The organism is Iodobacter fluviatilis, assembly GCF_004194535.1.
Classification (GTDB): Bacteria; Pseudomonadota; Gammaproteobacteria; order Burkholderiales; family Chitinibacteraceae; genus Iodobacter; species Iodobacter fluviatilis_A.
Genome location: NZ_CP025781.1, coordinates 2,611,249 through 2,624,647, shown reverse-complemented (window position 1 = coordinate 2,624,647; position 13,399 = coordinate 2,611,249). Strand labels below are relative to the sequence as shown.

General features: G+C 49.9%; 8 protein-coding genes. 7 read left to right on the top strand and 1 reads right to left on the bottom strand.

The window, feature by feature from the left end; genetic code table 11:
- Positions 1-19: 19 nt before the first annotated feature.
- The 3 genes from phoR (at position 20) to C1H71_RS11695 (ending at position 3,376) form a co-directional block, all read left to right on the top strand.
- Positions 20-1,306, top strand: coding sequence for a phosphate regulon sensor histidine kinase PhoR (gene phoR, locus C1H71_RS11705; protein ID WP_130106706.1), 1,287 nt, complete (start codon positions 20-22; stop codon positions 1,304-1,306).
- Positions 1,307-1,638: 332 nt separating this feature from the next.
- The gene (gene tal / locus C1H71_RS11700; RefSeq protein WP_130106705.1) at positions 1,639-2,718 is read left to right on the top strand and encodes a transaldolase; all 1,080 of its coding nucleotides are present in this window, start codon (positions 1,639-1,641) and stop codon (positions 2,716-2,718) included.
- A 157-nt stretch (positions 2,719-2,875) separates the two neighbouring features.
- Positions 2,876-3,376 (top strand): metal-dependent hydrolase, encoded by a 501-nt coding sequence (locus tag C1H71_RS11695; protein ID WP_130106704.1) that lies wholly within the window; start codon positions 2,876-2,878, stop codon positions 3,374-3,376.
- Positions 3,377-3,446: 70 nt separating this feature from the next.
- Here the strand turns inward: C1H71_RS11695 and C1H71_RS11690 are convergent, their stop codons facing one another.
- The gene (locus C1H71_RS11690; protein ID WP_130106703.1) at positions 3,447-3,782 is read right to left on the bottom strand and encodes a hypothetical protein; all 336 of its coding nucleotides are present in this window, start codon (positions 3,780-3,782) and stop codon (positions 3,447-3,449) included.
- Positions 3,783-4,033: 251 nt separating this feature from the next.
- On the opposite strand from C1H71_RS11690, the gene C1H71_RS11685 reads away from it, so the two are divergent.
- The 4 genes from C1H71_RS11685 (at position 4,034) to C1H71_RS11670 (ending at position 13,390) form a co-directional block, all read left to right on the top strand.
- Positions 4,034-9,823, top strand: a complete 5,790-nt coding sequence (locus C1H71_RS11685) for an alpha-2-macroglobulin family protein (RefSeq protein WP_223145856.1) — start codon at positions 4,034-4,036, stop codon at positions 9,821-9,823.
- A 199-nt stretch (positions 9,824-10,022) separates the two neighbouring features.
- The gene (locus C1H71_RS11680; protein ID WP_130106702.1) at positions 10,023-10,613 is read left to right on the top strand and encodes an IMPACT family protein; all 591 of its coding nucleotides are present in this window, start codon (positions 10,023-10,025) and stop codon (positions 10,611-10,613) included.
- 496 nt (positions 10,614-11,109) lie between these two features.
- Positions 11,110-13,176, top strand: a complete 2,067-nt coding sequence (locus tag C1H71_RS11675; RefSeq protein WP_130106701.1) for a carbon starvation CstA family protein — start codon at positions 11,110-11,112, stop codon at positions 13,174-13,176.
- Positions 13,169-13,390: a YbdD/YjiX family protein gene (locus C1H71_RS11670; RefSeq protein ID WP_130106700.1), complete on the top strand. Its 222-nt coding sequence runs from the start codon at positions 13,169-13,171 to the stop codon at positions 13,388-13,390. The genes C1H71_RS11675 and C1H71_RS11670 overlap by 8 nt, the downstream gene beginning before the upstream one ends.
- The last annotated feature ends 9 nt before the right edge of the window (positions 13,391-13,399 follow it).

Here is a 13,399-nt window from a genome sequence, read left to right as displayed (position 1 = left end):
TCCTTTGGAACAAATCTAAATGCTTTGGCTACGATCTCTGATTTATTATTTGGCAATGGCTCTATTCTCTGCAGCAATTGGCGGTATTTACGGTTTGATATATGGCATGGCCACGGCAATTGGGCTGTTATCGCTCTCGGTTTTGTATCACTTAATTAATCTTGGCCGTTTACACCGTTGGGTAGAAAACTCCCGCGTTGATAATGTCCCAAGCGGTATTTTGCTTTGGCAGGAAGTATTTGATCGGGTTTATAACCAGGTCAGGCTGCAAAGCAAGATCAAAGAACGCCTCACCAATACGCTAGATCGCTTTACCAATGCCAGCGAAGCGCTACCCGATGGCGTAGTTATTTTAGATGAGCACGATCGCATCGAATGGTGTAATCGCTCCGCTGCGGCGCATATGGCCATCAACCGTGTAAGCGATGTATGGCAAGTGATTAGCAATATTGTTCGCCATCCATCACTGCGCGAATACTTACGCAGTCAAGATTTTGCCCATCCTTTGGTGTTACACACGCATAGGCCACAAGAGCAGGTGTTATCGGTGCAACTGGTTCCTTTTGACTCAAGCCGCAAGCTTCTTTTATCCCGCGATATCACCCAACTTGATCGCGTACAAACCGTACACCGTGATTTTGTTGCCAATGTATCGCACGAGCTACGCACGCCACTCACCGTAGTGGGCGGCTTTATCGAAACCATGATCGATATGCCTGACACGGATGCCAATGTCCGCCGTCAACATTTACAGCTAATGTATGACCAAACGCAGCGTATGCAGCGTTTGGTTGATGATTTACTGACGCTTTCTCGTTTAGAAAGTGGCCAGCAAATGCGTGAAGAAGAAGTAGATGTGCCGCAGCTAATACGCCTACTCGCCGCCGAGGCTGAAGGCCTATCCCAAGGCCGCCATATTGTATCTATTGGTCAACTCGATTCGATCCGCTTAATTGGCAATCACGACGAGCTGCATTCTGCCTTTAGCAATTTGGTCTCTAACGCGATTCGCTACACCCCAAATGAAGGCAAAATCACGCTAACTTGGGATCTGATCGACGAGCACGGCGTATTTAGCGTGCAAGACTCGGGCATTGGTATTTCTCCCGAACATGTGCCCAGACTAACTGAGCGTTTTTACCGAGTAGACCGAGGCAGATCGCGCTCTACTGGCGGCACCGGCTTAGGCCTCGCCATTGTAAAACACATTATTCAGCGCCATCAGGCTCAACTGGTTGTGCAATCGCAAGCCGGCACGGGCAGCCAATTTGCGGTGAAGTTTCCACCACAGCGAGTCATTAAATGACGGATGTTACGCAATAAGATTAAAAAATGCGTAGTCCACGAAAATCACGAACATAAAGCCGTAAATTGTGGCTTGTTTATCAATCGAAAAGATCCGCTACAATCAGCTTTAAAGCGTTTTTTGTGTATTTTGCGGACAAAAAGCACCTTTCCCCCTTACCTTCATCCCATTCTGCACACCCATTTTAAGCATTCCCCCCTGTCAACCTTCGTGAATCTTAAAAAATAGTAATAATTATTGCATGATGACAAATGCTAAATCACGGAGGATAGAGGATAATTTGCTGTTGAGTACTCACTTTCCTTCTATCTCTTTATTTGAGGTGTCACCCCATGAGCAAAATCGCAGCTATTAAACCCCTAGGTCAAAGCATCTGGTTGGATAATTTATCCCGTGGTCTGATTCAATCTGGCGATCTTGCCAAGATTTTGCGCGAAGATGGCATTGTGGGGGTGACATCTAACCCAGCGATTTTCTTTAAATCTATCAGCTCCGACCCGCTTTACACCGGCGATCTAGCAGAATTAAAAAAACAAGATCTCACAGCAGAACAACGCTACGAAGCGCTGGTGATCCCAGATTTACAAGCTGCTTGCGATGTAACCCGCGCCATTTACGATGAAACAAACGGTAAAGATGGCTATGTATCGCTGGAAGTATCTCCAACACTATCACACGATGCCCTGGGTACGATCTCTAATGCAAAACGCCTCTGGGCCGCCATTAATCGTCCTAATCTGATGATTAAAGTACCTGCTACCTCGGCAGGTATCATCGCCATTGAAGAGCTAATTGCCTCTGGCCTGAATATCAACGTCACTCTGATGTTTAACCTGAAACACGTTGATGAAGTGCTCACCGCTTATATCCGTGGCCTCGAAGCGCGCGTCGCCGCTGGCCAGCCAGTGGATCGCGTTCACGCCGTAGCATCGGTATTCTTATCCCGAGTAGACAGCCTGATCGATCCACAACTGGAAGCGATTGGCACTCCAGAAGCACTAGCTCTACGCGGGACCGTGGCCAAATCATTTGTAAAAGTCTCTTACGAGCATTATAAAAAACTCTTCCACGGCACACGTTTTGCTGCACTAAAAGCACTGGGCGCAAATCCGCAACGCATGTTGTGGGCCTCTACCGGCACCAAAAATAAAGCCTATAGCGATGTGATGTACGTGGCAGACCTGATCGGCCCAGAAACAGTAAACACCGTGCCAGATGCAACGCTCGATCTATTCCGCGACCACGGCGTAGCCGCGCTAACGCTTGAAACGGGCACAGACACAGCCGTTGCCAATATGGCCGCACTGCGCAAGCTAGGCATCAACTACAACTTGCAAGGCGAACAGCTACAAACCGAAGGTCTGAAGCAATTTGATGATGCCTTTGTAAAACTACTGGCACTGACTGCTTAAATCTTGATTATTTGAAACACCAAGAGCGCACAGGGTGCGCTCTTGTTTTCCTGTGATAACAATAATTTGCAGACTATAAAATCTTATCGAACCCAGAAAAAAACATATAACGGCAATAGCAAACTTAATTAAAACTACATAAAAGCACAGAAAAACTATGTTCATAGCGCATATTCCTTCGGGCTACATCTACGCTGTATCTATTATAAAAAGCATTAAGAAAATAGCGATACCAACGCATCTTATTATTTTTTCTGCTGTACTAGGCTCAATTCTTCCTGATTTTGACCTTATATACTTTTATTTAATTGACCATCGCCAGACACACCACCATAAATATATAACTCACTGGCCTTTGCTTTGGATTTCTTTGGTTTTTATTTCATACTTAATTTATGCTTTTTCTTCACATAAAAAACTGGGGCTCCTCTCGCTGATTGCTTTCTCATCCTGCATGATACATATTATTTTAGATACAGTAGTTGGGGATATCTGGTGGTTTTTTCCGCTCATTGATAAACCTTTTGCTCTGTTTACAGTAAACGCCCTATATAAACCCTGGTGGCTTAATTTTATACTTCATTGGTCATTTGCTTTAGAGCTAGCCATTTGCAGCTTTGCGGCCTTTATTTACATTAAGCGCAAAAAAAATAATTAATTTCTTATTGCCTGCCATCAGCCCAATCTCTCCCCACGAGAGACCCTTTGGGCTGATACAGCCTCATTCACTAAACACTCTTCGCTTTACGAATCAGCAAATAAAGTAAATACACCATCAATACCGGTACGGCCAATGAAATCAGCGCAGGCAACAGGCAGGCTAATACGGCAAACAAGCCAATTGCTAAAATAAGTAAGGCCACGCCAGAAAATACAAAGAATAAAATTGTACCCACAATCAACAAAACAGGAATAGTGATCAGCGCATCAGCACCACGACTCGTCCATTCCCAATTATCCCCATCACCACTAAAACTTAAGTTCATGCTGTGATTAAAGAAATCTGCCCCTAGATAAATCGCCAGCAGCACAAGTAATAATGAAATCAGTATTTTTTTCATCATAAATCCAATATTCTTGGTTAGAATAAGCCCAGTATGCCGCCATTGCGGATCAATTAAAACGTTAGAAAGACAGATTACCGTTTAGGCAGAACAGACTGCATATTTCGCGGGCTGGAATGCAGCAAGTGGGCGAATTTGCACACTCCATAGCCATAAAAACCGCATTCCCAAGCAGCACAATCAAATAACTCTTACAATTTCAAAGGGCAAAATAAGCCTGCCCGCAGTCAGTCAAACTCAGACCGAGCCCCATGATGAATAAAGCCTTGCAGATTTGCTTACCCGCTTTCCAGCTTTTATCTCGCGGGATATCCTGGGTTTTAACGTTGCTGTTTGGCGAGGTGAACTGGCAAGCGCCGGGCTGGCTCAAAAAATTAGCGCTTTGGCTGGAGGTGGCAGTGCGCTGGATGCGCGCCAAGCCCAAGCAAGCCGGGATTGCCCTGCTGGCTTTTGCCCTGCTGGCAACAGGAGGAACGATGGGCTGGCGCTGGTATCAGGCTCAGCCTAAGCAGCAGCGAGTGAGCTATGTAGTGACCGCACCCGCGCTTACGCCTTATGACGAAAAAGACCGGCCGCAGCCTTTGCCGCTGGTGGTGGAATTTAACGAATCCACAGCACCACTCAAGCAAATCGACAAACCCGCTGGCGATGGCGTGCAACTATCCCCTGCCTTGGCTGGCAGCTGGGTTTGGGAAGGCGATAGAAAACTGGTTTTCAGCCCCAAAGCCGACTGGCCAATTGATGCCGAGTTTGAAGTGACACTCGCCAAGAAAAAACTCTTTGCAGAGAGCGTAAAGCTGGAGGAATACCGCTTTACTTTCAAGACCGCGCCCTTTGCCGCCAATGTGGCCGAATCACGATTTTACCAAGATCCAAGGGATGCTAATCTTAAGAAGCTGGTCGCCACCCTGCACTTTAGTCATCCGGTAGACCCTGCCAGCATCCAAAAAAACATCAACCTAAAATTAGGCGGTGGGCTGGGCTTTCAGAGCGATAAAGTGCCGCCCTATTCAATCAGCTTTGATAAAGCCAAGCTCAACGCTTTTATTCACTCCGCCCCGCTCACCGTGCCTAAAGAAGACAGCGATATTCTGCTCACTTTGGCAAAAGGCGCTAAAGCCAGCCAAGGTGGCAATGCCCTAGACGCAGAATTAACCAGCCAAATCAGCGTGCCCGGCCTCTACAGCCTGCGTTTCGATAATGTGCAAATGCTGCTGGCCGATAACGAGCGCTACGAACCCGAACAAGTGGTGATGATGTCCAGCAATGTGCCGGTTTCTGAAGCCGCACTAAAAGGTAAAGTCCATGCTTGGCTCTTGCCGGAGTACCCGCCCAACACGCCCAAAGAAGATCAACATGGCAACTATCAGTGGGGGGCAAGTCAAGTTGGCAAAGCCCAGCTAACAACAGAGCTAGCGCTTAAAGCCCTGCCTGCTGCCGATGAATACGGCACCCAACATAGCTGGCGCTTCTCAGCCCCAGTTGGGCGCTCGGTGTTTTTACAGGTAGATGCCGGCGTGCAGGCTTTTGGTGGCTATCAATCCGGCAAGATTATGAGCCGTGTGTTTCAAGTAGCACCCTATCCTAAGGCCGTGAAGTTGTTATCCGATGGCGCGCTGCTCTCTATGGCCTCAGATAAAAAAATCGCCTTTGTGGCGCGCGGCCTACCAGGGGTGCGGATTGAAGTGGGGCGCTTATTGCCCAATCAGCTCCACCATTTGGTTGACCAAAGCAGCGGCAACTTTGCCAAGCCCGAGATAGCCGATCAGTATCTAGATACCTTAGTCGAGCGTTTTACTGAAGAGCGCACCCTGCCTGCCACCGAGCCTGGCAAGCCCTACTACGACAGCATCGATCTGACGCGCTATCTGGCCGACAAAACCGGCAACCGGCGTGGTGTATTTATGCTTAAGCTCACGCCTTTTGACCCTAAGCATCCTAAAAACCGCGATGAGGAAACCAGTGACAGCCGCTTTATTCTGGTCTCTGATTTAGGCGTACTGGCCAAAACCGCCGTGGACGGCAGCAATGATGTATTTGTGCAGTCCATCTCCGGTGGCAATGCAGTTGATGGCGTAAAAATTGATGTGATAGGTCGCAATGGCCTCACCGTTGCCAGCAGCCTTACCGACAGCAGCGGCCGCGCCCATCTGCCTGCACTAAAAGATTTAACCCGTGAAAAAGCGCCGCTGATGTATTTAGTCAGTAAGGGGGACGATGTCTCGTTTCTGCCAATTAACCGCTACGATCGGCAGCTTGATCTATCGCGCTTTGATATTGGCGGCATTGCCAATGCGGCCTCGGCGCAGCAGTTATCCAGCTTTGTGTTTTCTGATCGCGGCATGTATCGCCCAGGCGAAACCGCGCATATCCATAGTATTACCCGCACAGCTAACTGGGTGGGCTCTTTAACTGGCCTGCCACTGGAAATTGAAATCACCGATCCGCGTGGGCAAACCGTCAAAAAAGAACGAATAAAGCTCAGCAGCTCTGGTTTTGAAAGTATTGATTTTGCCAGCAGCGATACCTCAGCCACCGGCGATTATCAGATTGGCGTTTATCTAATCAAAGGCAAAAACGATCACGAGCAGATCGGCAGTGGCAGCATCAAGGTTAAAGAGTTTGAGCCAGACCGGATGAAAGTCAGCGCCACGCTTAGCCATGCGCCAGTAGCAGGCTGGATTAAGCCGGAAGATATTAAGGCGAATGTAAAAGTCATGCATCTATTTGGCAGCCCAGCGGGCGGGCGGCGGGTAGAGGGCGAGATGGTCTTAACGCCTAGCGTGCCAGCCTTTGCCGCCTTCCCGGATTATCGCTTCAGCGAGGCGGGCCAGTTAAAAGAGCCGTTTAGAGACGCGCTGCCCAGCGCCACCAGTAATGATCAGGGGGACGCCGAGCTCAATCTTAATTTGGCGCGCTTTGCCCGATCCACCTACCAGCTGCATCTCACCGCCCGCGCTTTCGAAGCGGGTAGTGGCCGTGGCGTGGCGGCAGAAAGCGCCGTGCTGGTATCCTCTGCTCCGTATTTGATCGGGGTAAAAAGCGATGGCGAGATGGCATATATCCAGCGCAATGCCAAACGTGCTGCGCACTGGCTGGCTCTTGGCCCAGATCTAAAACCCATTATTGCTGAGCAACTTACAGTGAACTGGGTGGAGCGCAAATATGTGTCGGTGTTAGTGAAGCAGCCCGACGCTACATTCAAATATCAATCACGTAAAAAAGAAATCAATCGCGACAGCAAGCCACTCAGCCTACCCGCCTCAGGCAGCAATTTGACGCTGCCAACTGCCGAGCCAGGTGATTTTGCGCTGGTGATCAAAGGGCCGGATGGCGCAGAGCTCAACCGTATCGAATACACCGTGGTGGGCGCAGCCAATATCGCCCGATCCTTAGAACGCAACGCCGAGTTGCAGCTCACTTTAAATAAAAAAGACTACAAAGCAGGTGAAGAAATCGAAGTGAATATCCGCGCGCCCTACACCGGCGCGGGGCTCATCACCATAGAGCGCGACAAGGTATATAGCCATATCTGGTTTAAAGCGGATACCACCAGCTCGGTACAAAAAATTACCCTGCCCAAAGACTTTGAAGGCAATGGTTACATCTCGGTGCAATTTATCCGCAGCCCAAGCAGCGATGAAGTCTATATGAGCCCGCTTTCTTATGGCGTAGTGCCGTTTGCGGTGAATCTGGACGCCAGACGCCTAGATGTAAAAATCGCCAATGCCAAGGAAGTAAAACCGGGGCAAAAACTGGAGCTTAAAGTCTCCAGCAATCAGGATGCGCGCATCGTGGTATTTGCAGTGGATGAAGGCATACTGCAAGTGGCACGATATAACACACCCAAGCCGCTGGATTTTTTCTTCCAGAAACGCGCCTTAGACGTACGCACCAGCCAGATTTTAGATTTAATTCTGCCGGAGTTTGCAAGGCTGATGCAGGGTGCAGCGCCGGGGGGCGATGCAGCAGGTGCGCTTGGCAAACACTTAAATCCCTTTAAACGCAAACGCCAGAGCGCCGTGGCGTGGTGGTCTGGGCTGATTGATGTGGGGCCACAGGGCAAAACGCTGAGCTACACCGTGCCGGATACCTTTAACGGCAAATTACGGCTGATGGCCGTAGCGGTTACGCCAGATAAAATCGGCGTATTTGAAGGCGGCACACAGGTACGCGGTGATTTAATTCTTAGCCCGAATGTGCCGTATATCTTGGCCCCTGGTGATGAATTTACCGTGAGCTTAGGGGTGTTTAATAATCTACGCACAGCGGGCATAACCCCCGTACAGCTCAAACTAGATGCCGATGTGGCCTTTACCCTACTCTCCCCTGCCCAGCAAACGCTGAACATCGCCAGCCAGCGCGAAGCCAGCGCAGAATTCCGCCTGCGTGCCAACAGCGTGCTTGGCTCGGGTAGCCTGCGCTTTACCGCTAGCAGTGGCAGTAAGCAAGGTATCGCCAGAGACGCAGTCAGCATTCGCCCCGCTGTACCTTACTCCACCAAACTCAGCGTTGGCCGCTTTGATCATGCCACGCAGGAAGTGGCGCTAAGCCGCGATTTATTTAAAGAGTATCGAAAGGTCAGTGCCGGTGTGGCGGGCTCGCCCTTAGTTTGGGCTCAAGGTCTAGCGGTTTATCTGGATGGCTATGCTTACAGCTGCACCGAGCAAGTGATCAGCAAAGGCTTCCCTGCCCTGCTCTTGCCTAATTTAGACCGCACAAAAACACAAACCGCCTTTAATAAGCTGAAGCAAACCTTGGCCGAGCGGCAAAATGATGAGGGCAGCTTTGGCCTGTGGGCCAGCAATCCGGATATTTCGCGTTTTGCCTCGGTTTATGCCGTGCATTATTTAATTGAAGCCAAAGAACGTGGCCTGCCGGTTTCAGACGACATGCTCAAAAGAGCCAATAGCTGGCTAGAAACACTGGCTACCGGCAGCAGCGAAAACTTAAGCGAAGCAAGGGAGCGAGCCTATGCTATTTACCTACTTAGCCGTCAGGGTGTGATGACCAGCGGCATGATTGCCGCACTGCAGCAGGAGCTTGAAGCGCACCACGCCAAAGTATGGCAACAAGACCTTACCGCCGCCTATTTGGCCGCTAGCTACAAGCTGCTAAAACAAGATGCGCTGGCTAAAAGCCTATTTAAAACTGTACCTTGGCTATTGCTTGCAAAAGCCACGCCAAGCACCGGAGAGAGCTACTACAACCCGCTGGTACACGATGCACAGCGGCTGTATCTGCTATCACGCCACTTTAAAGAACAGCTCAACAGCGTTCCAGCCGCCGAGCTAGCTCAGCTAGGCAATGCCATCAGCGCTCAGAACTACCACTCGCTTTCTGCCGCGTATTTAATGCTGGGGCTGGAGGCTTATAGCAATAATGCCGGTACATTTACGCTGGCCGAAGTGGATAAAAGCGGCAAGGTAAGCAAACTAGACAACACGGCGATGCTTTCAAACACCGCTCACAGAGTACGCTTTGGCAAGGAAGGCGCCCTACCTGGCTTTTACCTCTTAAGCGAAGCAGGCTTTGATAAGCTGCCACCCAAGGCAGCCATTAAGCAAGGGGTGGAGATCATCCGCGAATACACCGATCTTGCGGGAAAAGTCATCAGCAAAGTCAAAATTGGCGAAGAGTTTTTAGTGCGGCTACGGCTGCGCTCAGAACAAAAGGGCTCGCAAATGGCGATTGTTGAGCTATTACCAGGCGGGGTAGAAATTGTGCCATCACCTAAAGAAGACGCCCCAGCTCAGGCAAGCTTGGAAGGAGAAAGCGAAGGGGATGGCGACCCACAACGCCCCACTTGGCAAGCACCGCTGGGAGAAAAACAATCCAGTTGGCGGCCAGATTACCTAGATATGCGCGACGACAGAATCGTGCTGTATGGCAACATCAGCAAAGACGCCGCCACCTTCGTCTATCGCCTGCGCGCCACCCACGCCGGAATCTTCCAGACCCCAGCCCCTTATGCTGAAGCCATGTACGGCACGCAACAAGGTCGAGGCGTAGCAGGTAAGCTAGAAATTGTAAAACCATGATCTATTGCGTGGGCACGATTTTGTGCCCTCGCGTGGCAATGCCCTAGCATATGGGCACACAAAACACGGAGCGCAACAAGGCCGAGGCATAACGTGCGATAAAGAATGTGAAACCTTATGCGGGGGAGTGGAGTCGGGAATTACTCTGCCCCCCTAATCCCAACTCCCCATTTCCCCTCCCAGCAGTTAAAATACCCTGATGACGACCTCTATTGCCACTGCGGTTTCTGCAGAAATTATCATTAAAAAAAGCCGCTTTATCGCCCATATTCATCCGGTTTCTGGCCGCGCTGAGGCGCTAGCGCTGGTGGACGCTTACTGGCAGCAGCATCCAGAAGCCCGCCATGTTTGCTGGGCGCTGCTAGCGGGCGGTGAATCAGGGATGAATGACGACGGCGAGCCATCCGGTACGGCAGCCAAGCCCATTATGAATGTCTTACAGCACAAACATCTGGATGGCGTTTTGGGTGTGGTGGTGCGTTATTTTGGTGGAATTAAGCTGGGTGCTGGTGGGCTGACCCGTGCCTATACCGATGCCATTGCCACCGCCTTGCTAGGGGCCGAATACATTAGTAACATCGCTCAAGCCCAGCTCGAAATCGCCCTGCCCTTTAGTGAAGAAGGAAGAATCCGCCGCTTTGTAGCCCAGCATGATGGTGTGGTTTTAGGCGTGCACTACAGCAATATCGAGGCCTTTTTACAGCTACAGCTAGCGCAGGATCAGTCGGCTCCCCTCCTGCAAGAAATCAAGAATCTATGCTCAGGCCAGCTACGACTTACAAGTAGCTAGAGCTAACCCATCCCTCACGCTTCATTCCACACTTTCACAACCAGCCCTGCCTCGACTCCAACACCCAATCACATCTGTTTTAAAACAATTTTCAGTATCTACTTAGGAAATATCCTTAAATAGCTGACACCTAGGGAAAGCACCTATGGGCGGGTGGCTTACATCGTTTCATTATCGGCCTACAAGGTAAGGGAGCTTCAAAAAAGCGCTCTCTCATCATAAAGTAGCGTTGAGCTTTAAAAAATTTTCCTTATATATCAAACCCATATAGCGATCAATTTTTCAGGCGCGTTTTTTCTTATTGAGTAGAGACTTTTTTTAAACCCCCGTCGCTAATTTAACGGATGTTATGCCGCGATATTAGAAAAACACTTACTCCGCATCAATTTCAATCAAGGGCGCAGCAAGTAGCAGCCCTAAGATTTGTGGTTTTTCAAATATTGCCCAATCGTATCCGTTATTTAAAACAAAATAGTTTTAACAAGGGAAGAAGGCTATGAATCATTTTAAAAAATGGGGAGTCTGGCTGCTGGTTGCACTTGGTGGTGCATTCTCGTTTGCCATGCTGGCCTTAAGCCGAGGTGAGCATGTTAATGCAGTCTGGCTGGTACTGGCCGCTATCTCCTGCTACAGCATTGCTTACCGTTTTTACTCTAAATTTATCGCCGAAAAAGTGTTCGAGCTCGACGATAACCGCCTCACGCCCGCCTACCGCCGTAACGACGGGCTAGATTATGTGCCAACCAACAAATGGGTATTGTTTGGCCACCACTTTGCCGCCATTGCTGGTGCCGGCCCCTTAGTTGGGCCCATTTTGGCCGCACAAATGGGCTTTTTGCCTGGCACCATCTGGATTCTAGTTGGCGTAATGCTGGCAGGGGCGGTGCAGGATTTCTTAATTTTATTTATCTCTACCCGCCGCGATGGCCGCTCCCTGGGGGAGATGGCCAAGCAAGAGCTCGGCCCCTTTGCTGGGGTGATTGTGATGCTGGGCGCACTGGGCGTGATGATTATCATCTTGTCTGCACTGGCTCTGGTGGTGGTTAAAGCGTTAGCAGAAAGCCCATGGGGCGTGTTCTCGATTGCCGCGACCATCCCAATTGCGCTATTTATGGGCGTGTATATGCGCTATATCCGGCCAGGCCACATTGGTGAAATCTCGCTGATTGGCTTTGTGCTGATGATGGCAGCCATTGTGTATGGTGGTGATATTGCGGCCAACCCTGAGTGGGCACCGCTATTTACCATGAGTGGCACTGAGCTAACATGGGCCTTGATTATCTACGGCTTTATTGCTTCAGTTTTACCGGTGTGGCTACTGCTGGCACCGCGTGATTATTTATCTACCTTCCTAAAAATTGGCGTAATTGCTGGCCTTGCTGTTGGAATTGTTTTTGCCGCACCCGAGCTAAAAATGCCCGCCGTCAGCCGCTTTATTGACGGCAGTGGCCCAGTCTTTGCTGGCAGCCTGTTCCCATTTTTGTTTATCACCATTGCCTGCGGCGCGATCTCTGGCTTTCATGCGCTAGTCGCATCCGGCACCACCCCTAAGCTAATCGAAAAAGAAAGTCATATCCGCCTAATTGGCTATGGCTCGATGCTGATGGAATCCTTTGTAGCGCTCATGGCGCTGATCTGCGCATCGGTACTTGATCCTGGCGTTTACTTTGCCATGAACTCGCCAGCAGCGCTGATCGGCACCACCGTAGAGCACGCAGCAAGCGTAATCAACGGCTGGGGCTTTGTGATTACGCCGGAGTACCTCACGCAAATTGCTAAAGATGTAGGCGAGCATTCAATTTTATCGCGGGCAGGTGGCGCGCCAACCTTTGCGGTGGGCATGGCACATATCATCAGCACCATTACCGGCAGCACCGCCATGATGGGCTTTTGGTATCACTTTGCGATTTTATTTGAAGCACTGTTTATTTTGACGGCTGTAGACGCAGGCACTCGCGCCTGCCGCTTTATGGTGCAAGACACCGTAGGCGTGTTTATTCCTGGCCTTGCAAAAACCCAATCATGGGTCGGCAATTTAATCGGCACCGCCGTGGCTGTTGCTGGCTGGGGCTTCTTTGTTTACCAAGGCGTAACCGATCCGCTAGGTGGCATTAACACCCTGTGGCCGCTATTTGGCATTGGCAATCAAATGCTGGCGACAATGGCGCTGCTGCTAGGCACCGTTGTGATCTTTAAAATGAAGAAACAGCGCTACGCTTGGGTCACCCTGCTGCCCACCGTATGGCTGTTTATTACCTCGATGACGGCGGGCTGGCAAAAGATTTTCCATGAAAATCCTAAAATCGGCTTTCTAGCGCAGGCAAGCCGCTTTAAGAGTGCCATTCATGACGGCACCCTACTGGCCCCAGCAAAAAGCATTGCGGATATGGAAAGAATTGTCTTCAATAACCAGATCAACGCGGTGCTATGCAGCTTCTTTATGCTAGTTGCGATCACCATGCTAGTTGCAACCATTATTCAGATTCGTAAAGCACTAAATAATAAAGAAATATCGGTGCATGAAGTAGGTGGACCATTAACCACGGAGGCCGGCCATGCTTAAATTTTTACAATCAGGATCAGCATTTAGAACCAATGCCAAACGCGTGGTACAAACCTGCCGCCTGATGGTGGGCATCCACGATTACGATGCATATCTACTGCATATGCACGGGCATCACCCAGAGATTGAGCCTAAAACTCGCGATGAGTTCTATCGCTACTGCCTAGAAGCTCGCTTCCCAGGTGCAGGCAAAATCAGTAAATGCCCTTGCTAAAATAGCCTA